The 19327-nt window shown below is 30.1% G+C and carries 28 protein-coding genes and 1 other RNA gene; 17 read left to right on the top strand and 12 right to left on the bottom strand.

Annotated elements, in window-relative coordinates; translation table 11 throughout:
- Positions 1–138: 138 nt before the first annotated feature.
- The 3 genes from SOI86_RS00760 (at position 139) to SOI86_RS00750 (ending at position 1115) form a co-directional block, all read left to right on the top strand.
- Positions 139–366 (top strand): hypothetical protein, encoded by a 228-nt coding sequence (locus SOI86_RS00760; RefSeq protein ID WP_320681732.1) that lies wholly within the window; start codon positions 139–141, stop codon positions 364–366.
- Positions 366–620 carry a hypothetical protein gene (locus tag SOI86_RS00755; protein WP_320681731.1) on the top strand — a complete coding sequence of 85 codons (255 nt, stop codon included), beginning with the start codon at positions 366–368 and terminating at the stop codon, positions 618–620. The genes SOI86_RS00760 and SOI86_RS00755 overlap by 1 nt, the downstream gene beginning before the upstream one ends.
- Positions 621–905: 285 nt before the next feature.
- On the top strand, positions 906–1115 hold the full coding sequence (locus tag SOI86_RS00750) for a hypothetical protein (protein ID WP_320681730.1): 210 nt from the start codon (positions 906–908) through the stop codon (positions 1113–1115).
- Positions 1116–1157: 42 nt separating this feature from the next.
- Here the strand turns inward: SOI86_RS00750 and SOI86_RS00745 are convergent, their stop codons facing one another.
- Positions 1158–1823, bottom strand: coding sequence for an SDR family oxidoreductase (locus SOI86_RS00745; RefSeq protein WP_320681729.1), 666 nt, complete (start codon positions 1821–1823; stop codon positions 1158–1160).
- A gap of 173 nt (positions 1824–1996) precedes the next feature.
- On the opposite strand from SOI86_RS00745, the gene SOI86_RS00740 reads away from it, so the two are divergent.
- The 6 genes from SOI86_RS00740 (at position 1997) to SOI86_RS00715 (ending at position 4127) form a co-directional block, all read left to right on the top strand.
- Positions 1997–2203, top strand: coding sequence for a hypothetical protein (locus SOI86_RS00740; RefSeq protein WP_320681728.1), 207 nt, complete (start codon positions 1997–1999; stop codon positions 2201–2203).
- A 50-nt stretch (positions 2204–2253) separates the two neighbouring features.
- On the top strand, positions 2254–2454 hold the full coding sequence (locus SOI86_RS00735; protein WP_320681727.1) for a hypothetical protein: 201 nt from the start codon (positions 2254–2256) through the stop codon (positions 2452–2454).
- Positions 2444–2653 carry a hypothetical protein gene (locus SOI86_RS00730; protein WP_320681726.1) on the top strand — a complete coding sequence of 70 codons (210 nt, stop codon included), beginning with the start codon at positions 2444–2446 and terminating at the stop codon, positions 2651–2653. Before SOI86_RS00735 ends, SOI86_RS00730 begins: the two co-directional genes overlap by 11 nt.
- Positions 2654–2859: 206 nt before the next feature.
- Positions 2860–3072 carry a TIGR02450 family Trp-rich protein gene (locus SOI86_RS00725; protein WP_320681725.1) on the top strand — a complete coding sequence of 71 codons (213 nt, stop codon included), beginning with the start codon at positions 2860–2862 and terminating at the stop codon, positions 3070–3072.
- A 97-nt stretch (positions 3073–3169) separates the two neighbouring features.
- Positions 3170–3334 carry a hypothetical protein gene (locus SOI86_RS00720; protein WP_320681724.1) on the top strand — a complete coding sequence of 55 codons (165 nt, stop codon included), beginning with the start codon at positions 3170–3172 and terminating at the stop codon, positions 3332–3334.
- Between the two features lie 538 nt (positions 3335–3872).
- On the top strand, positions 3873–4127 hold the full coding sequence (locus tag SOI86_RS00715; protein WP_320681723.1) for a chlorophyll a/b-binding protein: 255 nt from the start codon (positions 3873–3875) through the stop codon (positions 4125–4127).
- Positions 4128–5424: 1297 nt separating this feature from the next.
- Here the strand turns inward: SOI86_RS00715 and SOI86_RS00710 are convergent.
- On the bottom strand, positions 5425–5715 hold the full coding sequence (locus SOI86_RS00710) for a DUF1651 domain-containing protein (RefSeq protein WP_320681722.1): 291 nt from the start codon (positions 5713–5715) through the stop codon (positions 5425–5427).
- Positions 5716–5908: 193 nt separating this feature from the next.
- On the opposite strand from SOI86_RS00710, the gene SOI86_RS00705 reads away from it, so the two are divergent.
- The 4 genes from SOI86_RS00705 (at position 5909) to SOI86_RS00690 (ending at position 7459) form a co-directional block, all read left to right on the top strand.
- Entirely contained in the window at positions 5909–6145 is a 237-nt protein-coding gene (locus SOI86_RS00705) for a hypothetical protein (RefSeq protein WP_011862731.1), read from the top strand.
- Between the two features lie 68 nt (positions 6146–6213).
- Positions 6214–6471 carry a Notch domain-containing protein gene (locus SOI86_RS00700; RefSeq protein ID WP_320681721.1) on the top strand — a complete coding sequence of 86 codons (258 nt, stop codon included), beginning with the start codon at positions 6214–6216 and terminating at the stop codon, positions 6469–6471.
- Between the two features lie 67 nt (positions 6472–6538).
- Positions 6539–6709, top strand: a complete 171-nt coding sequence (locus SOI86_RS00695; protein ID WP_320681720.1) for a hypothetical protein — start codon at positions 6539–6541, stop codon at positions 6707–6709.
- A complete protein-coding gene (locus SOI86_RS00690; RefSeq protein ID WP_320681719.1) occupies positions 6710–7459 on the top strand; it encodes an NAD-dependent DNA ligase in 750 nt (249 codons plus the stop codon).
- A 123-nt stretch (positions 7460–7582) separates the two neighbouring features.
- On the opposite strand, the gene SOI86_RS00685 is transcribed toward SOI86_RS00690, so the two are convergent.
- The 5 genes from SOI86_RS00685 to SOI86_RS00665 all read right to left on the bottom strand — a co-directional run bounded on the left by SOI86_RS00685 (position 7583) and on the right by SOI86_RS00665 (position 9713).
- Positions 7583–7735 carry a hypothetical protein gene (locus SOI86_RS00685; protein ID WP_011862727.1) on the bottom strand — a complete coding sequence of 51 codons (153 nt, stop codon included), beginning with the start codon at positions 7733–7735 and terminating at the stop codon, positions 7583–7585.
- On the bottom strand, positions 7725–7865 hold the full coding sequence (locus SOI86_RS00680; protein ID WP_011862726.1) for a hypothetical protein: 141 nt from the start codon (positions 7863–7865) through the stop codon (positions 7725–7727). The genes SOI86_RS00685 and SOI86_RS00680 overlap by 11 nt, the downstream gene beginning before the upstream one ends.
- Positions 7862–8161: a DUF1651 domain-containing protein gene (locus tag SOI86_RS00675; RefSeq protein WP_320681718.1), complete on the bottom strand. Its 300-nt coding sequence runs from the start codon at positions 8159–8161 to the stop codon at positions 7862–7864. Before SOI86_RS00675 ends, SOI86_RS00680 begins: the two co-directional genes overlap by 4 nt.
- Before the next feature lie 159 nt (positions 8162–8320).
- Positions 8321–8505: non-coding RNA, 6S RNA (ssrS, locus tag SOI86_RS00670), on the bottom strand.
- A gap of 17 nt (positions 8506–8522) precedes the next feature.
- Entirely contained in the window at positions 8523–9713 is a 1191-nt protein-coding gene (locus tag SOI86_RS00665) for a 5-(carboxyamino)imidazole ribonucleotide synthase (protein ID WP_320681717.1), read from the bottom strand.
- A gap of 125 nt (positions 9714–9838) precedes the next feature.
- Here SOI86_RS00665 and aroB point away from each other — a divergent pair, with 125 nt between their 5' ends.
- A complete protein-coding gene (gene aroB / locus SOI86_RS00660) occupies positions 9839–10930 on the top strand; it encodes a 3-dehydroquinate synthase (RefSeq protein WP_320681716.1) in 1092 nt (363 codons plus the stop codon).
- On the opposite strand, the gene SOI86_RS00655 is transcribed toward aroB, so the two are convergent.
- Positions 10927–12117, bottom strand: a complete 1191-nt coding sequence (locus tag SOI86_RS00655) for a class I SAM-dependent methyltransferase (RefSeq protein ID WP_320681715.1) — start codon at positions 12115–12117, stop codon at positions 10927–10929. The genes aroB and SOI86_RS00655 overlap by 4 nt on opposite strands.
- A 31-nt stretch (positions 12118–12148) precedes the next feature.
- Here SOI86_RS00655 and SOI86_RS00650 point away from each other — a divergent pair, with 31 nt between their 5' ends.
- On the top strand, positions 12149–12946 hold the full coding sequence (locus SOI86_RS00650) for a hypothetical protein (protein ID WP_011818183.1): 798 nt from the start codon (positions 12149–12151) through the stop codon (positions 12944–12946).
- 23 nt (positions 12947–12969) lie between these two features.
- Here SOI86_RS00650 and SOI86_RS00645 read toward each other — a convergent pair whose 3' ends face one another.
- The gene (locus tag SOI86_RS00645; RefSeq protein WP_320681714.1) at positions 12970–13743 is read right to left on the bottom strand and encodes a TIGR04168 family protein; all 774 of its coding nucleotides are present in this window, start codon (positions 13741–13743) and stop codon (positions 12970–12972) included.
- A gap of 106 nt (positions 13744–13849) precedes the next feature.
- On the opposite strand from SOI86_RS00645, the gene nadA reads away from it, so the two are divergent.
- Positions 13850–14821 carry a quinolinate synthase NadA gene (nadA, locus tag SOI86_RS00640; RefSeq protein ID WP_414477944.1) on the top strand — a complete coding sequence of 324 codons (972 nt, stop codon included), beginning with the start codon at positions 13850–13852 and terminating at the stop codon, positions 14819–14821.
- Here nadA and SOI86_RS00635 read toward each other — a convergent pair.
- The 3 genes from SOI86_RS00635 to SOI86_RS00625 all read right to left on the bottom strand — a co-directional run bounded on the left by SOI86_RS00635 (position 14818) and on the right by SOI86_RS00625 (position 17971).
- Entirely contained in the window at positions 14818–16152 is a 1335-nt protein-coding gene (locus SOI86_RS00635; protein ID WP_320681713.1) for a S41 family peptidase, read from the bottom strand. The genes nadA and SOI86_RS00635 overlap by 4 nt on opposite strands.
- A gap of 63 nt (positions 16153–16215) precedes the next feature.
- A complete protein-coding gene (gene ispG / locus SOI86_RS00630) occupies positions 16216–17433 on the bottom strand; it encodes a (E)-4-hydroxy-3-methylbut-2-enyl-diphosphate synthase (protein ID WP_320681712.1) in 1218 nt (405 codons plus the stop codon).
- A 34-nt stretch (positions 17434–17467) separates the two neighbouring features.
- Positions 17468–17971: a uracil-DNA glycosylase gene (locus tag SOI86_RS00625; protein WP_320681711.1), complete on the bottom strand. Its 504-nt coding sequence runs from the start codon at positions 17969–17971 to the stop codon at positions 17468–17470.
- 163 nt (positions 17972–18134) lie between these two features.
- On the opposite strand from SOI86_RS00625, the gene SOI86_RS00620 reads away from it, so the two are divergent.
- On the top strand, positions 18135–19313 hold the full coding sequence (locus SOI86_RS00620) for a pyridoxal phosphate-dependent aminotransferase (RefSeq protein ID WP_320681710.1): 1179 nt from the start codon (positions 18135–18137) through the stop codon (positions 19311–19313).
- Positions 19314–19327 lie beyond the last annotated feature (14 nt).

The raw sequence follows: 19327 nt of genomic DNA, 5'->3' as shown, positions 1-19327 counted from the left end.
ACTATTTGGTTGCTAGATAGAATTTTTTTTCACTGGTTAAAGTTTTAATTTTGATTTAACAACAAAAAATTCAATAAGTATTAAATAAATTAATTTATCGAAACCAATAAAAAGGTTGTAGCATAGTAAAAAACTAATATGCAATTACTGGGATTAATTCTTCTTCTAGCTAGTAGCTGGTATTTATGGAAATTGACATCAAACTTTCTTGATGAACCAACAAAGAAAGAGCTTTCGAATAGTTTTAATAATCTCAAAAATAAATTCTCTGAGGGGAAACAAAATTTTTCTAAAGCAAAACTAAGTGAAGCTTGGGAAAAATACAAAGAAGAGGGTGGGGCCTTATCTAATAAAGACAAAAGCTAGTGGAATTTTTTATTATTACAAGTTTCACCAAAGATATTTCTAGAATTGATCTAGTTGGCATTTTGATTGGTCATTTAATATTTGGTGTCGCTCTGACACAGCTATTAGATTGGACTTGGTTGAAGAACCTTATGAGTGAGGAAGATAAAACAAGGATGCTTAAAAGTTATACATGGAAAGACTTATTAGTTGACGGATCAATTGTTACGGTAGTTCTAGGAATAATATTTTTGATAATAAGCATTTTTTTATAAATGAACGTAACTTACATCCTTTTATTTTTTTTAATGATATCAATTGTGATTTTCTCTCAAATAATAAATTCCTCAGACAAAAATCAAAATAAATGAGTGAAGTAACTAGCAACTCATCAATTGGATAGTATTTAATCGCTTTGGTAAGCACATTATCTTTTTTTAGCCTTAATTTATTTCGGCCAAAAAAGATAGAGTACATTTTGAAAGACTATTTAAATTGATAAAAAAAAGCTCTGCAACTAACTAAGATGCAGAGCTTTTGATTATTAAGGTTTGATTTATATGAATCTATTGATAATAAAACCTTTTTTCTTAATTAAAGAAAAAGAGACCGATGAATGTGATGAAGATACTGAATTCACGGTCCCTTTGGTAACCGCATTTTTCGGTAGATACGACAATGAATCACCTCCTTTACTAATGTTTTTTTTTAACATAACTAAAAGAATTAAACAAGGAAAGAAATTCGTTAAAAATTTAAAAGTTTTTTAACAAATTAAAGATATAAATCTCTGCAATACAAAGGTAAAGATATTACCAGGGCAAAACTTCTCCATTGGCATGCCAAAATGTACCTGAGTTTTTTTTGTTTAGAGAATCAATACGTTTTAAAAGTCCATTTGCTGATTCTTCAGGACTAATTCCATTTTGAGTAAAACCAGTCATTCTTGTACTCACTAACCCGGGATGCAAAATAGCTACATAAATATTTTCTTTTGATAAGTCTATAGAAAGTGATTTTGCTGCCATAGACAAGGCGACTTTAGACATCCTATAACCATAAGAAGTTCCAGATGTATTATCTTCAATAGATCCCATTCTACTTGTGATAAAAGCAACTTTAGAAGATCTTTTTAAAAGATGCTTAAGTGATTGAGTCATCCATATTGGACTCAATGCATTGACTTCAAATTGACGCATAATACTTTTTTTATCTAAGTTTTCGAAAGAATTAAATTCATAAATGCCTGCATTATGAATTAAACAATCTAAATTAACTCCAGATAGTTTTTTACACAAATTTGTTATCGACTCATCAGAAGAAATTTCTATATTCTCTTCAATTCTCACTCCTAAATCTCTAAGTTCTTTTGAAGCTTTTCTACACGTTGCAATTACATTATCTCCCCTCTTTTGAACTTGCTTACATAATTCTAATCCAATACCCCTATTTGATCCTGTAATTAGATAAGTAGGCATCTTTAAACTAAAAAATAAAAAATCAATCTAAATCCAAATATAAAAAAACACAAACCAGAAAAAGAAAAAAGTTATAAAATTTCTGATAAGAATTTTTTAAGGTTATAATATTTTTAGTGTTCAATAATTTTTAAAAGAAAGCGAAGATATTTTTATCATCCAATATTTAGTTTATGGAAATTCTAAATCAAGAATTTATACAAGAAATTATTAGGTTAACCTGGAGAAATCCCGTTTTCATGGCTATAGCTATTGCATTAGTTTGGCTTATCCCACAATTATTTATCAGAAAAATAATGTCAAAAAAATATGAACAAAGAAAAATACAAATTCAGCAAAATAAAATTCAAAAGCTTTACCCAACCAATACTCCTAAATAAGATTTTTATTTATAAGATGTTCTAATGAATCAAAAAATACTTTTGCATCTGTGTTAAATGTAACCTACAAAATAATTAGAATTGATGGGAAAGATGACAAATTAACCGCCCAAAGTTTTGACAAGTATTCAGATGCCTACGAGTTGTTAGAGGAATTATATGGTGATTTATGTTGCTCAGATGCTGATTATGAAAATATAACCTATTACGATATTGTGGAAAACAGTTCATATCGTGATAATGGAGAATAAAAAATGGGCTCCCTCCCAAGAAGAAAACTTAGGTGTAATAACGAGTGTATATTATTCCATTAAAGAAGAGCTTTCAAAACTTCAAAAAGAAACAGGATGTCCCGATTCTTTTATTTATGACTTCATTGAAAATATTCAGAATGAATGGCATCCAGAATCATGCCACTCTATAGTTAGAAATAAAAAAAGAAAAAATTAGAAAATTTAAATCTTAAATTCAAATATATTAAAATTTAAAGAATATTTTTTAAATAAAAATTCTTGAATATAATCTAAAATTAAAAATATTAAAACATTATTATTAGATTACTAGGTATTGTGCTTATTATTGGTACGATTGTTGACCATGGTTTGGTGTTGACAAGGCAAAGCAACCTTTGGTTTTTTTAAGTTTTAAAATTTCTCATGAAATGGCCTCCCGCTCTTTGTTGGACAGCACCAAAGACTATTAATGGTAATAGGCATTTTATGGTTAAAGCTTATGGTGGTAAAAATGAAAATAGATGGGTTGATATTTTTCCTACTAAAAATAAAAAAGTTATTAAAAGGATCTTATGGACAAAACTAAAATCCGAATGGACTTCAGGTTGGTTAAGACTTCCAAAAGATGAGGATTAATTTATTATGTAAATAAATATTATTAACCAGAAAATTGTAAAAATTCATACTTAATACAAAAACAATATCTTCTAATATCTTTAAAAAGCTATTAAATATGAATCCAGAACCGAAAAAAAAACTTCCTAATAAAAAAGTTATAAGTTCAGCAAAATTTGAGGCTAAAGAGCAATTCACAAAGTCTGCATTAGAAAATTTAAAAACAGAAAATGAAAGACTTGTTCATTCACTAAAAAAATCTGGTGAAATTAAAGAATCATAAAAAAGTAAATTTACAGAATTAAATTTTTTTTATTATCATGATCTTTTAAGGAGTAAGAAATGCTTGAAAAAATCTCTATTGCAAATTCACATTTACCACAACTTATTGGATTTGTTCTTATGTCAATAGGCTATACATTAGGAAATAAATTTTATCTTCCCGAAATCAAACAAAAATAATTTTACTTATTAATTGTAATTTTATTTTTGAATCAATATTTATTGAAAAGATGTTATCCTAAAATCTAGTTTTTAAATATTCTTTATTATAAGAATACATTAACAAGTTAAAAGTAATACAATATGCCCTTGAAGTTAATCTTGGAATCCAGAGGGAACGTAATTTAAAACAGGACTCTTTTTATAATTTGAAATCTAAAAATAAATAAAATGTTTACTGTTTTTTAAAAATGAAGTCACATTTGTTACTAATTCCAGTTAAAGTTTTGTTATTAATAAATCTGTAAAAGAAAAAGTTTGATTCTTACAACTATCAATTATTCTTTGTTTATTCATATATCTATAGATGAAATATAAAAATGGATGATCTTACTATTTTTATAATTGTAATCACTGCAATTACAATCCAATTCTCTCTATATACAATCAAAAGGTTAAAAGAACCTTTAGAACCAAATTATTTGTTAGATAAAAATTCAAAAAAAATTCAAAACTATATGGGTAAATATTGGAAAAATGCCGAGATAACAAATGGTAGATTAGCGATGATTGGTTTTTTAGCTTTAATAATAAACTACGGCTTTTTTGGGTGGATAATTCCTGGATTTATTTGAGAGATAAATATAGTCCCAATTTTAAGAAATACAATTTCTCATGCAAGGAAACTCTCATTTTTTAAAAAAGATTTTTATCATAAATAAAAAAAACTTGAATAACTCTGATTTTGATAAAAATGGTTTAGATATCTATGGTATACATTGGCTACAATATGCTGCTTTTGCTATTTCTTGTTTTGCTATATATGCGACTTGGGCGTTTTTTTATGATTATAAATTCCATAATTTCGTAGTGAATATTATCAGGGTTATTAATTGCAGCGGATTTAACTGTAACGGAGCTTTTTAAAATTCTATGGATAATCCAGATAAAAAAATAATATTAATTAATTACAATTAGGAAATAAAAATTCTGTATAAATCTTCAAAAAGATACTAGTGTTTCGAATTTAGAAGTTAAAAGTTTAACAAAACTAATTATGAGCGAATTGAAAAAAAATAAAGAACAAAAAACTGGTTTTGATTCAGGTAAAATTAGCCACTCTCTAGAAGTGCCCTTCAATTGTATAAAGTAAAAATAAAAATATATTTTTGGCTTTTATAATTTAATATTCATAAATTTACGTGTTTTTTTTTAAACAAATTAAAAAGGAATGAATCTCGAATAAGAGAAACATTCCTTACTTAGCATTAGTTTTATCTAGATTTATTTTTTAAAAACTATCTTCTCTGGTGGACTGTCAATCATTAGATCCCTCCTATTCAACAAATTTAACTTACTTCTTACTTATACAGAAAGTAAATCAGTAAAAATGCTGGTTTTATTATAAACTCTAAAAATAAATTTATTATTTATTGATAATCTTAAAGAAGTTTTTGGTAATTTAAAAAAATTGGAACCTAATTTAATGCATCCTAAAATGTTTGAATTAAAGAAGCCAATTCTGGGGCATCTAACAAAAGTGCAAAAAAAGTAAGCACTACTAATAAAAATATGGAAAAATAAAATTGAATCATAATTTATAAATTACCTAAAAAGTTTTTTTGAAGTTGTATAAAATAATGCTTTGTTTACATAATTAAATATCTCTACCTAGAGAAGGTTAATTAAAGAATAATTAAGATACTTCAGGAGAAAATATCATCCTATTTTTTTGCCAATACTCACAACCTTTAAGTAAATGATCGCCCTGAGGTATGCGTTTTTCGTATCTTGGACAGATCAAGATAGTAGCAAAAGTTTCTGTAGTGCTGTAGCGAAAGTGATTGCAAGTAATATAAATCTTTGTTCGTTTTAGTATTAGGGTAAATTCTTTTAGATATTCCCATTTTTACGGATTTAACATGATCATGATTACTGGAATTTATTAGTAACAATTTGCCAACCTCGTGAAATTAATTCATTCCATGTTTCACAAGCACACTCAGTAGAAAGAAGTCTTGAATTTTTAATTTTGGCTGGTTCACCTAATTCATTTGCATAGAAAAGATGAGTGTATACTTTTAAGTTATTAGATACGGATTTCTTATAATTCTCAAAAGAAATTAATAAACCACTTTTTTTGTTAAACAACCAGCCAGTTGGGGGGTCAATAAGGCTGCCACGATAAAAATAAGTCCGAACATCAGCAACTCCAGAAGCCATAAACATAATACAGTTGTACTATTAATATAAATGTACTACTCCTGGGCGTCAAGTATTCCTCCAAATAATTATTTAAATACTAAAATTACTTTCCAAAATTAATCATCCGTAAACTTCTTATTTGGTAATAGTGTATACAAGTAACTCCTTGAAAAGGAAAATATCATTAAAAGAGTATATCCAAAAGAAGCAAATGTATCGAAATCCCTTCTATTTAGGATGGAACAAAGGTTGGTCTTTTTTATTTTTTTTAGAGGGGGGCATTGCAAAAATTGAAGCAAAAGGTTTTGGTATATCTATTACAACAAAAGTTGAGAAAGGAGAATCACCCCTAGAATCCGCTGATAGATTAGTCTCGAAAGAGCAAAGGATTAGAAAATCAAGATATTATTCTTGGGTTAAATCTATTAATGAAAAAACAATAAATTAAGCAATCCTTCAAATACCAAAGTAATTGTTGACAATCAATTTAAAATGGAAATTAGTTATTTATTTTTCGTGTCCAATAAATTTTATGAATGGTGGAAAAACCATAGAAAAGTTTTAACTTATGGAGCTTTTATTATTTTGTTTGGTTTTTATTTATCTCCTATTGTCAAAGTAGAAAAATATAAAAACCAATGTATTAAGTATTCTACTAAGGGAGCATTAACCAAATTTAATAAAGACGATATAGGCGAAACTTTATTAGAAGAAACAGGTTTAAATATTGATGAACTAGCGAAGATTGAAGGTTATAAGAATTGCATTAATTAAAAGGTTTGCAAAAATTACGGTGAATTATGAAATGATTAAGGGTATATTTAAACTTATTTTATTAATATTGTTAATTGGATTTATAATAATTAGTCCAAAAACAAGATATATGGTTGGCATATCTCTAAAACAAATTTCTTCATTTCTTTTATGGACTGTTAAATATGAAGATAGAGAAAAATGGATCATAGATAAGCCAAGTTGGATACCTAACCAAAAAATCAAGCCATCATATTAAATGAAGACTTATTTAGAAGAACGAATTGAATGGTATGACGATAATTATAGAAATGGTAATGCTTTAATTTCTGATAAGCAGTTCGACCAACTTGAAAAGAATTTATTAAGAACAAACCCTAATTGTGATTACTTTAAAAAGAAAAATAAACTAATTTTACCTTCATTAGAAAAGGATTCATTAGATGAATTTTTGAAAGGATTATTAGTAGATACCAGATTATTAATTGAGCCGAAAATTGATGGTTGTGCTGTTGCTTTGCAATATAGAGATGGAACCTTGGAGAAAGCAATTTCAAGAAAAGGGAAAGACGTTACTAGTAAACTTATTAAAGTCCAAGACATTCCCAATAATTTTCCTTTACTAGGAGTTCTTCAAGTTAGAGGTGAATTATATGCACCCAACCAAAGTCCAAATATCTCCCAGATAATCGCTTCTGGATTTCTAAGAGCTAAAGAAGGATTTTCTGAAAATCTTAGCTTCTGCTCATTTCAAATACTTAATTCAACACTTAACCAATATGAGTCCAAAAAGAGTCTTTCAAAGCTTGGCTTCACGATCCCTGAGGATATTTCATGCAACTTTACGAGCCAAGTTGAAGTATTTAGAAAACAATGGCTAGAAGGGAAGCTTTTTAGTAAATATCCAACAGATGGAATAGTAGTAAAAATAAATTCTAGAAAATTACAATTAATTAGAGAAAAATCAAATTTAGATTATCCTTATTGGCAAGTGGCAATAAAACGTTAATGGAATTAATACATCAGATTTTTCCTACTTGGCATATTTACTTGGATATGTTTTTGGTTGGCTTTGCAACTTACGGTTTTCTGAGAATTAAGAAAAAAATAAAAACCAAATAAAGTTTTTAAATCATCCGTGGTCTTTAAGCATGGATTTAAGTTGTTCGGTATCTAATTGTTCAAGATAATTTCTCATTGCCAACCAAGATCTTCTGCTTTCTAACTTTCCACTTTGTTTAAATAAATTTGCGGAAACTTGATCTATCAATTCTTTATGAGTCATATTTATATTCTTCATCAAGTTCAATGACAACACCATTAAAAAATTCTGCTAATAATTTTGATGGGTCTTGCATAGATATCTTTCTATCTACTTTTGATAATTTCTTTTTGATTGGATTTAAGTTAGTCATACAGATTCAGGTAATTCAAGTTCTTCAAAAGTCCAACCTTCTAATTGAAGGTCATGCCATTTATCCCAAGCATTATCCAAATACATTTGGGTGGTTGATTTAATTGCAATTGGCTCACCAAGATCATTTGCATAATATGTATGAGCAAAAATTCTCATACTATTTCTTGGAGATTTTTTATTCCTCATAAATAAAATTAATCTGCTGCGGTCTGGGCTAAGCAACCAACCACTTGGGGACTCATTACGATAACCGTAAGAAAAATTAGTCCAAACATTAGCTCCTCCTAAAGTCATTACTTAGTAATACATGTGTACTACTAATATAAATACATTAGAGATGGATCGTCAAGTGTTTGGCAAATAAATTATTTACGCTGATAGAGAATAAAAACAGCTCAGTTATTCCATAAAATAAAATACCCATCAAAAGCCTGTTATAGCAAGCATTTGATAGGTAAAACCGGATCCCCGTCAGTTCTCTGCTGCATCGACCTGGAAATGCCAGAAGAGGATTCAAAGTGGGCTTTCGTTTCCGATTACAAGATCGGTTTACTACCGCATCACGACAGTCTCCTCATGTCGAAAGAGAGTCAGATCAGAGCACATAAAGAAGAACTTAACCAAAGATCCAGTAATATAACTCTAACTTATTTTTTTATGCATTTGGAAATGGCCAAATGTCTCTCACCATAGTTAATAAAATTTGAGCTTCATCATATCTTTCTAAATGCGTTTTACCATTTAATAAAAATGTGATGTGGGCCATTTTTCTTCCAAGAATTTCGCGAGATTTGCCATAATAATGAATATTAGAACCCTCAATTTCAGATAACATTTTAATTCTGGATTCCATTGAGATTGGGAAATTCTTTTTTAACCCCAGTAGATTTATCATAATTGCGCCTTCACAGTTCATTTTAATTTCAGGTGGCATTATCCCAGAAGAAATGCAAACATATTGATCAAACTGACTTGAAGTGCAAGCTTCAATAGAGAAATGAGCTGAGTTATGTGTTCTAGGAGCTATTTCATTAATTAAAAGACCATTATCTCCATAGAAGAATTCAATAGCTAAAACTCCAACGTAATTAAGTTCATTGACTATTGAAGAGAAAATATTTATTGCAAATAAGTTCAAATCATATTCATTTATTCCAGGGGCAAGAACCCAATCACAAACATGGTTTGATTGGAACGTCTCAACTATTGGAAAGAATCTTATCTTACCGGTCCCATCTCTCGAACCAACAAGAGCCAGTTCTTTTTCATACTCTATCCATTCTTCTATTAACCATTCATTAGAACTATTCTCTGTTAAAAAAGAATCTAAATCTTCTTTTGTCTTTATTTTTCTGTTCCCTTTGCCGTCATATCCACCTTTATTTGATTTTGCCATTAGAGGAAAAGTCCAATTATTGATTTCCTCATCCGAGAGATTTTTAAAATCTTCAATACTTATCCATTTTGGGCAGGGAATATTCATTCTATCTATTAATTTTTTTTGAGAAAACCTATCTACTAAAGGCTTAATTGCATTAAGGCTTGGAACAAAAATATCTTTATTGTCAATTAAATTTAATTTATCAATTTTTATCCATTCATTTTCAAAAATTATTTTTTCACACTCATTAATTAATGATTTATTACCTCTTATCTTTAAAGGATCAGCTTCTATGACATGATCTGCTTTTAAACCAGCAGGATCATCACAAGATTTTGTTTGCACACATACTTCTAGATCTCTTTTTTTTGCTGCCTCGGTTAACATCAAAGCCAGTTGACCACCTCCAATTATTCCTAGGGAATAATTTTTCTTAATATCGTTTATATTTTTTTTAAAACTCATAGCATGATTTTATTACCATTTGCAATTCTTAACAACTGAATTTTTAAGGATCTGGAGCTTAGATTTTGCTAATATATAAAGTATTTAATACCAAATATTTATAAATTTTAAATAGGTAATCAATTGTGAATAAGAGAAAAATATTAGTCCCATTAGGTAATAAGTCATACGAAGTAACTCTAGAAGCAGGGATACTGAATAATATCAGCGAAGAACTTTTAAAAATTGGAATAACAAATAATAGAAAAATACTTGTGATTTCAAATGAAGAAATATCAAATTTGTATGGAGAAAAATTTTTAAATAATTTAAAAGAAAATAAATTTCAGGCCAAAATGTTCCTTATCAAGGCTGGAGAATCATATAAAAACTTAAAAACCTTAAGTGAAATATATGATGTAGCATTTGAATTTGGCTTAGATAGAAATTCAATAATTATTGCCCTTGGAGGAGGAATTGTTGGAGATGTAAGTGGTTTTGCAGCTGCGACTTGGCTGAGAGGTATCGAATATATTCAGATTCCAACAACATTATTATCAATGGTTGATTCATCTGTGGGAGGAAAAACAGGAGTAAATCATCCAAAAGGTAAGAATTTAATTGGAGCTTTCAATCAACCTAAAGCAGTTTTTATTGATCCAGAAACTTTAAAAAGTTTGCCCAAAAGAGAATTTAGTGCAGGCATGGCCGAAGTAATAAAATACGGTGTAATAAGAGATAAAGAACTTTTCGAATACTTAGAAATTGAAAAAAACAAAAATGAACTTATAAATCTTAAAAATGAATATCTAATTACTATAATTAATAGATCTATTAAAACAAAGTCTCATATTGTTTCACAAGACGAACATGAGAATGGTGTTAGAGCAATATTGAATTATGGTCATTCTTTTGGTCACGTTATTGAAAATTTATGTGGATACGGCAAATTTCTACATGGAGAGGCAATATCAATTGGTATGAATATTGCGGGAAAAATAGCAATTGAGAAAGGGTTATGGTCTAAAGAAGAATTAGAGAGACAGAAGAATCTTTTGAAGAGTTACGATCTTCCTACCGAGATCCCCAAAATAAATAAAAAAGAGGTTCTAACAATACTTATGGGCGATAAAAAAGTTCGTGATGGCAAAATGAGATTTATATTACCGAAAGAAATTGGAGCTGTTGATATATATGATGACGTAGAAGATTCATTATTTTTAAAGTTTTTTTGTTAACGCAAACAGGTTGAATTTATATTCATTTCCTTCTTATTAAACTTTTTAAAAACAAACCACTTAAAATCACCTAAACAAATAGGATCAACGAGTCTAAGTAATGCCTCTCTTCTTAGAAGGGCATTTGATAAATCCTCTTTAATTTCTTTCTGAATCCCATAAAGTCTCTCTGCCAATCCAAGTGCCAACAAAGCCTCTCCTTGTTTAGTTATTCCAACAGTATCAAATCCAAGAGTCTCAGCATCATTAATTAAAGTTTCTATGCACACATGAGATGTTAAATCGCAATTCCCAGGAGAATCTAGGACATTATTCGTCATTTTTTGATTTTCATAAGAAACTATCGTCCCATCAGAATTCTTGGAGGTGTAGTATTTTTGGGCTTCTTTAGCGTAATCAATTATCAATAAAATACCATTATTAATTTTTTGATAAATAGCTTTTAACCATTTTGAGTTATCTATATGCCATTCTGTCGTCCATCCTTCAGGAGCATCTTCAGGCGGAATAGTAATTCCCAACTCACTTTTAGCAAGTTCAATACTTTTTCTCAATTCACTTATAATTGGCATTTCATCAAAATATAATTTATGAGATTTTTTGTCTATGGAAACTGCTTGTCGAAGTAATTTTCCTTTTGAGAAGGTTATTCTCTCTACTGGCAAAGCATCTAAAACCTCATTTGCAAGAACTATTCCATTTATATTATTTTCCTCTACTTCTTCCAAACCTTTCCATAAAATATCAATGCCTAAGTTTAAAAAATCTTCCAATTTATTTTTTTGTTTTTCTACCATCCCTTCATTAGGTTCAATAATTACAAAAGAAACTCCTTTCAAAAAATTCTTGTTATTTTCTAAAAAATATTTAATTAATCCACTCATAAAGCTTCCATCTCCTGCTCCAAATTCAATTACAGCTAATTTATGATTAGATAAAAAACTATTTTTGAACTGAATCAACCAATCTTCTATTTGTTTAGCCACCAAAAAAGCAAAATCATCAGATAAAGAGGGTGATGTGACAAAATCTCCTCGAACGCCTAACTGAGCTTTACCGCTGCCGTAATAACCATTAATAGGATCATTTAATGCGAAATTCATAAAGTCATAAAAACTTATAGTCCCACCCATTTTTATTATTTTTTTTACTAACCAATCTGGATTATTCGCGGGTAAGCTATTCATCGGCGAAAATATAAAAAGAAAGAACTTATTTATGCCTTCAAAGATTAACTATTTATTAGGAATATTTCTATCTATATTAGTTTTAATTTCACATAAACCCGTTTTCGCTATAAATAATCCAAATCTCTTACCAGAAGAAAAAACACCAGTAATTGATTTAGCTAAAACATTAAGCCCTAATCAGAAAAAATCTTTAGAGGAAAAGCTCAATAATCTAGAAATTGAAAGTGGGTGGAAAATTAAATATTTATCTCAGTTTGAAAGTTCTCCTGGTAGCGCTATAAAGGACTATTGGGATTTAGATGAAACAAGTTTGTTGATAGTTGCGGATCCTAGAGGGGGAAATTTGCTGAACTTTAACGTCGGAGAGGCTTATTTTAATTTTATGCCAAGGTTATTTTGGGTTGAACTTCAAACAAGATTTGGCAACCAATACTATGTTAAAGATCACGGTGAGGATGGTGCAGTATTAGATGCAATTGATTCAGTAAAGATTTGCCTCGAAAGAGGAGGATGCCAAGTTGTCCCTGGCCTACCCAAAGAGCAATATATTTGGACTTTATGTACATCTATTCTTGGAGGTTTAGTAGCAGGTTTTGCATCTGCTCCAAGAAAAGAAGGTCAAGTCATATCAATTGGATTTTTAGCTCTTCTTTCTCCTTTATGGGGAATGTTATTTGGAATTTTTGGTTTAGCACCGATAATATCCAGAACAAATGATTTATTACCTTTATTTAAAAATGGTTTAGCTTTTACAGCCGCAGGAATTGCGGGTTACATCTTGTCTCAAACATTATTTTCAAGATATGAAAAGCCAAAAAATACTTAAAATATAAACAAAAATATCAAATCCTAAAAAAATTTATCTTCTTCACAAATTTCACCAGACTCTGAATACCATCGGTGAGAGACATTTCTTAATTCCTTTTTTTCAAACTCAATCCATGAAAAGTTAATTAGTAATTTCCCATCTTCATCAGTTTTATATCTTGGCACTACAGCAGTATTGAAATAAATTGTCCCTTTGCTATCAATTTTAAACATCTCTCTTAAACCAAGATTTCTTTTAAGTCGATTGTGCATATGACCAAAAATTACAAGATCAACTTTTCTTCTCTTTTGTATTTGAGAGATAGCAACAGACAAATCTCTATCTCCCCAATCCAAAGAGGGTAATTTCCAGTCTTTCCCACAAATGCTTTTAGCTTGTGAACCTAAACCCGAAGGGCCAGCATGAGACATCATTATTAAAGGAATATCTTCAACAGTCTTTTCCGAACATTCGATAATTTTATTTATTGAATCTTGTTCGGTGATAGGTCCATAAACACTTTTAACTTCTTTTGAAAGATAATAGCCTCCGCCAGAACTACATGGTCTCGCAGACAATAAATTGATTTGATTATTAAAAATTTTCAAATCCCATGCACAATATTTTTCACCTAGAACACGTATCTGCTTTGAGAGAGTTTCGCCATTAGAATCTTTCCCTCTATCATGATTTCCTAAAATCACAAAAGTAGGAATTTTGATCTCATTGATTTTTTTAATTATTTTGACACTTCCATCAGAAATATCACCAACAAATAAAACAATATTTGGTTTGATAATCGATAAAACCTTCAAGTCTAATTCAGACCATTGACCATGACAGTCACCAACAATAGCAATTTTTAAATTTGTCAGAATTTTTTCTGTTTAAAGGCATATAATCTATTTAGAGATATTCTAAATCCTGACCAGTATAACTTCTACTGCAAAACAGAAATCCGTCCAAAATGAAGAGGATTTGATTTCTGAAATAAAGAAGCGTTGCAGAAAAGCTAATGCCATTATTCTGGCGCACTATTATCAAGCTCCAGAGATTCAAGAAATTGCAGATTTTATTGGAGATTCATTAGATCTATCTAGGAAAGCTGCAAATAATGATGCAGATATAATAATTTTTTGCGGGGTACACTTTATGGCTGAAACCGCAAAAATACTTAGCCCAAACAAGAAAGTCTTACTTCCAGATATTGACGCAGGATGCTCGTTAGCAGACGATTGTCCTTCAGACAAATTTCAAAAGTTTAGAGAACAGAATCCAGACCACTATGTCGTAAGTTACATAAACTGCACTGCGGAAGTAAAAGCGCAAAGTGATCTTATATGTACAAGCAGTAATGCAGTCTCATTAGTTAAAAAAATACCTGAAGATAAAAAGATAATTTTTGCGCCCGATCAGAATCTTGGCAGATGGGTTCAGAAAAATTCAGGTAGGGATCTCAAATTATGGCCCGGCAGCTGCATTGTTCATGAATCATTTAGTGAAGAAGCCCTACTAAAATTAAAATACCAAAATCCAGGAGCAAAAGTCATTGCTCATCCTGAATGTAGTCAAAATTTACTACTTCTCTCAGACTTCATTGGATCAACCAGTAAATTACTTGATTTCGTCAGCAAAGATCCATCTAAAACTTTCATGGTATTAACTGAACCTGGAATAATACACCAGATGAAGAAGAAAGAACCTAATAAAATCTTTATTGAAGTTCCAGACATAGAGGGTTGCAAATGTAACGAGTGTCCATATATGAAATTAAATACTTTGGAAAAGATTCTTGATTGTTTGAAAAACAATTCACCATCCATAGAACTTGACCCAGAAATAATAAGAAAAGCATCTGTCCCAATAAAAAGAATGTTGGATATGAGTAATTAATTTAATAAAAATACTGTATTTCTTTTATTAATTTTTAAGAATGCATTAAGGTTTGTAGTGGAAGGGTTAAACTGACTTATCTCATTTTTTCTTTTAATTATATTTATTAGCTCTTTTTCACCTGCCTTATATTGCTTATCTTTTCTAGTTCCAATCTCTCTTTGAAGAATAGGGTTGATATTCATTCTTACTTCTATATCTGGGGCGATTCCAGATTTATTTATATCAGTGCCGTTTGGAGTTAAATACTTAGCGACTGTAACAGTTAGCCCTGAACCATCAACTAAAGTTCTCATAGATTGAACTAGGCCTTTCCCAAAAGTTTTCTTCCCAACCAACTTACCTCTTTTGTTATCTTTTATCGCACCAGAAACTATTTCACTAGCACTTGCAGAACCCTCATTAACTAAAACTACTAAAGGTTTTTTTGTTAGAGCTTGACCGTTCCCTCTTTTAACTTCTTTTAAACCATCTTTAGTTAATGTGCTTACTATTATTCCCTTATTAATAAAATGTCTAGAGATATCAATGCTTGACTCTAATAAACCTCCAGGATTACTTCTCAAGTCAAGAACATATCCTGCGACTTTTTTTATTTCTAAATCCTTAATAGCATCTCTCACCTCTCTTGATGCATTTGCATTAAATTGTTTAATTCTTACGTAGCCAATTAATAAACCGTTTTTGGTTTGATTGACCTTGCTCGAAACTGATTTTATTTCAATCTTTTCTCTTAATAATACCTTAAAAAAGGATTGAGAACCTCTAAGAATCTCAAGTTTAACTTTGGTACCTCTTTGTCCTCTTATTAATTTCACGGCATCCTCAATATTCATACCTTCAGTAGAAATATCATCTATAGATAATATTTTATCTCTAGCTTTAATTCCAGCATCAAAAGCAGGTGTGTCCTCTATAGGAGAAATAATTATTAAATCATCAGATTCTTTATCTTTAACTATTTGGATACCAACTCCAGTTAATTCACCAGAGGTGTCAATTCTCATTTGATTAAATTCCTTAGGCTCTAGAAATCTTGTATAAGAATCATCTAAGTTAGATAGCATATCTCTAATCGCATCATAGGCTTCATTGCTGTCTGAATATGTTTTTGATAAAAATTCTTTTCTTAGCTTAATCCAATTAGACTTTTGAAATTTACCACTTGAATCAAGAAAATCTCTATATACAATTTGCCAAACATGATCAATTACTTCTTTATAACTATTATTTAAAACTGTTGCTTCTGCAAAATTACTAAAAAATATCCCAGAAAAGGTTGTCGCAAACAAAAATATAAAATTTTTTTTAAGCAATTTCTTTATCTTCAAAGAATCAATTTTTCCATATTATAAAAAAAAAATTTATTTATAGTTTCTAAATTTGATAAATCCTTAAGGATCGATCCACTTCCCATCATCCTTAATAAGTTGGATTAAAGCATTAACCCCCTCGTCTTCAGGGACTCTTTTTATCTCTTCTTTCCTTCTATAGAGGGCAATAGTTCCTTTGCCTTTCCCAACATAACCATAATCAGCATCTGCCATTTCACCTGGCCCATTTACTATACATCCCATTATTGCTATATCTAAACCAGTCAAATGGGAAGTAGCATTCCTAACTTTATCTACGACTTCTTCTAGATTGAAAAGTGTTCTACCACAACTAGGGCAACTTATGTATTCAACCATCGTTTTTCTTAATCCTAAAGATTGCAAAATTGAATAGCACACTGGAATTTCCTTTTCTGGGGCTTCTGTTAAAGAAACCCTAATGGTATCTCCTAATCCTTCTGCTAGAAGCGTTCCGATTCCGGCAGTACTTTTAATTCTTCCATAATCGCCATCTCCAGCTTCCGTCACTCCTAAATGCAATGGATAATTATATCCTTCTAAGTCAAGCCTATCTGCGATCATCCTGTAAGCCGCCATCATGACCGGGGCCCTAGAAGCTTTCATGGAAATAATTATGTTATGAAAATCAAGCTCATCACAAATTTTCACGAACTCCATCGCAGACTCTGTCATTCCCAATGGAGTATCTCCATAAGTAAAAAGCATTCTCTCTGATAGAGACCCATGATTAACTCCAATCCTGAGAGCTTTGTTTTTAGCCTTTAAAACTTCCACTAAAGGAGTAAATCTTTTAAGTATTGTTTGTTTAATAGTTTCAAATTCTTCATCTGTATATTCAGTTCTTGTTGGGTCTGATTTTTCAAATACAAACAACCCAGGATTAATTCTTACTTTATCAACATGCTTTGCAACCTCCATTGCAATTTTCATACCGTTATGATGAACATCAGCAACCAAGGGAGTGTTGATATTATTTTCTAATAATTTTTCTTTTATATCTCCTACTGCCTTTGCATGTGCTAAGGAAGGGACTGTTAATCTTACTATTTCACAACCCACATCATGAAGTCTTTTGATCGCAAAGTAAGCATTTTCAACATCCATAGTATCTTCATTGATCATAGATTGAACTCTTACTGGGTAATCACTTCCAATAGCTATATCACCAACCATTACTGTTCTAGTTATCCTCCTTTGAATATGAGTTGAATATCTTTTGGAGAGACTATTAACCTCTTTTGATTGAGTTAATGACATTAAAATTCTTGATATTCAAAAAGGATTTATTAAATTATAAGGCATATAGTTTACCACTTACATTCTCTAGGTCTTTTAAAGTTAGATAATAAGGTTTATTGATTTCTTTTGAAGGAAATCTCAACAAATAAGATGGATGAAAAATTACCATAATTTCTCTTCCATCTTTTTTAATCCATTGACCTCTTAAATTACTTATAGGATCTTTAACTTCTAAAATAGCTTTCATAGCAGTCGAACCAGTAAGTAATATAAATTTAGGATCAATTAGTTTTATTTGCTGGAATAACCAAGGTTTATGAATATTAATCTCTCTGGTAGTAGGTTTTCTATTATTTGGTGGACGACATTTAATTACATTACAAAAATAAACATCCTCCTTGTAATCAATCCCAGCTTTTATCAATAATTCATTTAATAATTTACCAGATTTACCTACATAAGGTTTTCCCTCTAAGTCTTCCTGTGCGCCAGGTGCTTCACCAATTATTAACAAATCTGCAAATACACTTCCTCTCCCAACAACTAAGCTTTTCACCGACAATAAAAATTAAAATATTTTTTATCTTAAGAACTCAAGACATGAAAATAAAATAAATTAAGAAAATGAACCAAAATTAACCATTCTGTGATAGTTTTACTTATTCTTAATTTATGCATTTGTCATTATTAAAAGTCATATTTGAAAAGCTATAAAATCAATGAGTAAAGTTAATTTATCTGAAAGGGCACTTTCAATTCAGCCTTCACTTACATTACAGATAAGTGCCAAAGCAAATCAATTGGCTGCAGAAGGAGTAGATATTTGCAATTTAAGTGCTGGAGAACCTGATTTCAATGCCCCAAAAGAAGTTATAGAGGCTACAAGTAAAGCTATATTTGATGGATTCACAAAGTACGGACCTGCAGCGGGCAATTTAGATCTTCGAAAAGCAATTGCAAATAAATTTCAAATTCAAAACAACTTAAATATTGAATTTGAAAATGTAATAGTCACCAATGGAGCCAAACAAGCAATATACAATCTTTTCCAAGTTTTATTAAATGAAGGAGACGAAGTTATCATACCTGCTCCATATTGGTTAAGTTATCCCCAGATGGTTAGGTTGGCTGGTGGAAATCCAATCTTTACAAATTCTTCTGCTGAAGATGGATTTAAAATAAATATAAAAGATTTGAAGTCTAAAATCTCCTCTAAAACTAAATTTATAGTTATCAATTCTCCCAATAACCCTACTGGAAGAGTAATGTCAAAGGACGAATTATTGCAAATTGCTGATATAGCCAGAGAAAATCCAAATATCAATATTCTTTCTGATGAGATCTACGAACTAATCCTTAGAAAGGATTTTAATCACTACAGTTTATCTTCATTAGCAAATGACTTAAAAGAGAGAATTTTTATAATTAATGGATTTGCAAAAGGATGGGCTATGACTGGCTGGAGAATAGGTTATTTAGTGGGTCCCAAAGATGTGATCAAAGCATCCTCAGCATTACAAAGTCAAAGTACAAGTAATGTTTGTTCTTTTGTTCAAAAAGGTGCTTTGGAGGCTTTAAAAATAAATAATGAGTTTTTCTCAATGATTAACAGCCATTATGATCAAAGAAGAAGTCTTCTCTATGAGGGCCTTAAAAATATAAATGGGATTCATATTCAAGAACCTAATGGAGCATTTTACGCATTTCCAAGATTACCTAACTCCTCAATTACTTCTGTTGATTTCTGCAAAAAAGCACTTCAAGATTACGGATTAGTTGTTGTACCTGGAAAAGCTTTTGGGGTTGATGAATGTATTAGAATTTCATGTGCAACTTCCGAGGTTAAAATAAAAGATGGTCTTTGTAGACTTCAGAAAGCAATTTCTAAATATTATTAATTGCTGTCTTCATT

This window comes from Prochlorococcus sp. MIT 1314, assembly GCF_034093315.1.
Taxonomy (GTDB): domain Bacteria; phylum Cyanobacteriota; class Cyanobacteriia; order PCC-6307; family Cyanobiaceae; genus Prochlorococcus_A; species Prochlorococcus_A marinus_Y.
The sequence above is the reverse complement of the archived record's forward strand: the minus strand, read 5'-3'. Positions and strand labels throughout refer to the sequence as shown.

Coding starts and splice junctions, on each gene's coding strand:
- SOI86_RS00760 (WP_320681732.1), top strand. CDS start 139: ATGCAATTACTGGGATTAATTCTTCTTCTAGCTAGTAGCTGGTATTTA.
- SOI86_RS00750 (WP_320681730.1), top strand. CDS start 906: ATGAATCTATTGATAATAAAACCTTTTTTCTTAATTAAAGAAAAAGAG.
- SOI86_RS00745 (WP_320681729.1), bottom strand. CDS start 1,823: ATGCCTACTTATCTAATTACAGGATCAAATAGGGGTATTGGATTAGAA.
- SOI86_RS00740 (WP_320681728.1), top strand. CDS start 1,997: ATGGAAATTCTAAATCAAGAATTTATACAAGAAATTATTAGGTTAACC.
- SOI86_RS00730 (WP_320681726.1), top strand. CDS start 2,444: ATGGAGAATAAAAAATGGGCTCCCTCCCAAGAAGAAAACTTAGGTGTA.
- SOI86_RS00725 (WP_320681725.1), top strand. CDS start 2,860: ATGAAATGGCCTCCCGCTCTTTGTTGGACAGCACCAAAGACTATTAAT.
- SOI86_RS00720 (WP_320681724.1), top strand. CDS start 3,170: ATGAATCCAGAACCGAAAAAAAAACTTCCTAATAAAAAAGTTATAAGT.
- SOI86_RS00715 (WP_320681723.1), top strand. CDS start 3,873: ATGGATGATCTTACTATTTTTATAATTGTAATCACTGCAATTACAATC.
- SOI86_RS00710 (WP_320681722.1), bottom strand. CDS start 5,715: ATGGCTTCTGGAGTTGCTGATGTTCGGACTTATTTTTATCGTGGCAGC.
- SOI86_RS00705 (WP_011862731.1), top strand. CDS start 5,909: ATGTATCGAAATCCCTTCTATTTAGGATGGAACAAAGGTTGGTCTTTT.
- SOI86_RS00690 (WP_320681719.1), top strand. CDS start 6,710: ATGAAGACTTATTTAGAAGAACGAATTGAATGGTATGACGATAATTAT.
- SOI86_RS00685 (WP_011862727.1), bottom strand. CDS start 7,735: ATGACTCATAAAGAATTGATAGATCAAGTTTCCGCAAATTTATTTAAA.
- SOI86_RS00680 (WP_011862726.1), bottom strand. CDS start 7,865: ATGACTAACTTAAATCCAATCAAAAAGAAATTATCAAAAGTAGATAGA.
- SOI86_RS00675 (WP_320681718.1), bottom strand. CDS start 8,161: ATGACTTTAGGAGGAGCTAATGTTTGGACTAATTTTTCTTACGGTTAT.
- SOI86_RS00665 (WP_320681717.1), bottom strand. CDS start 9,713: ATGAGTTTTAAAAAAAATATAAACGATATTAAGAAAAATTATTCCCTA.
- SOI86_RS00655 (WP_320681715.1), bottom strand. CDS start 12,117: ATGAATAGCTTACCCGCGAATAATCCAGATTGGTTAGTAAAAAAAATA.
- SOI86_RS00650 (WP_011818183.1), top strand. CDS start 12,149: ATGCCTTCAAAGATTAACTATTTATTAGGAATATTTCTATCTATATTA.
- ispG (WP_320681712.1), bottom strand. CDS start 17,433: ATGTCATTAACTCAATCAAAAGAGGTTAATAGTCTCTCCAAAAGATAT.
- SOI86_RS00620 (WP_320681710.1), top strand. CDS start 18,135: ATGAGTAAAGTTAATTTATCTGAAAGGGCACTTTCAATTCAGCCTTCA.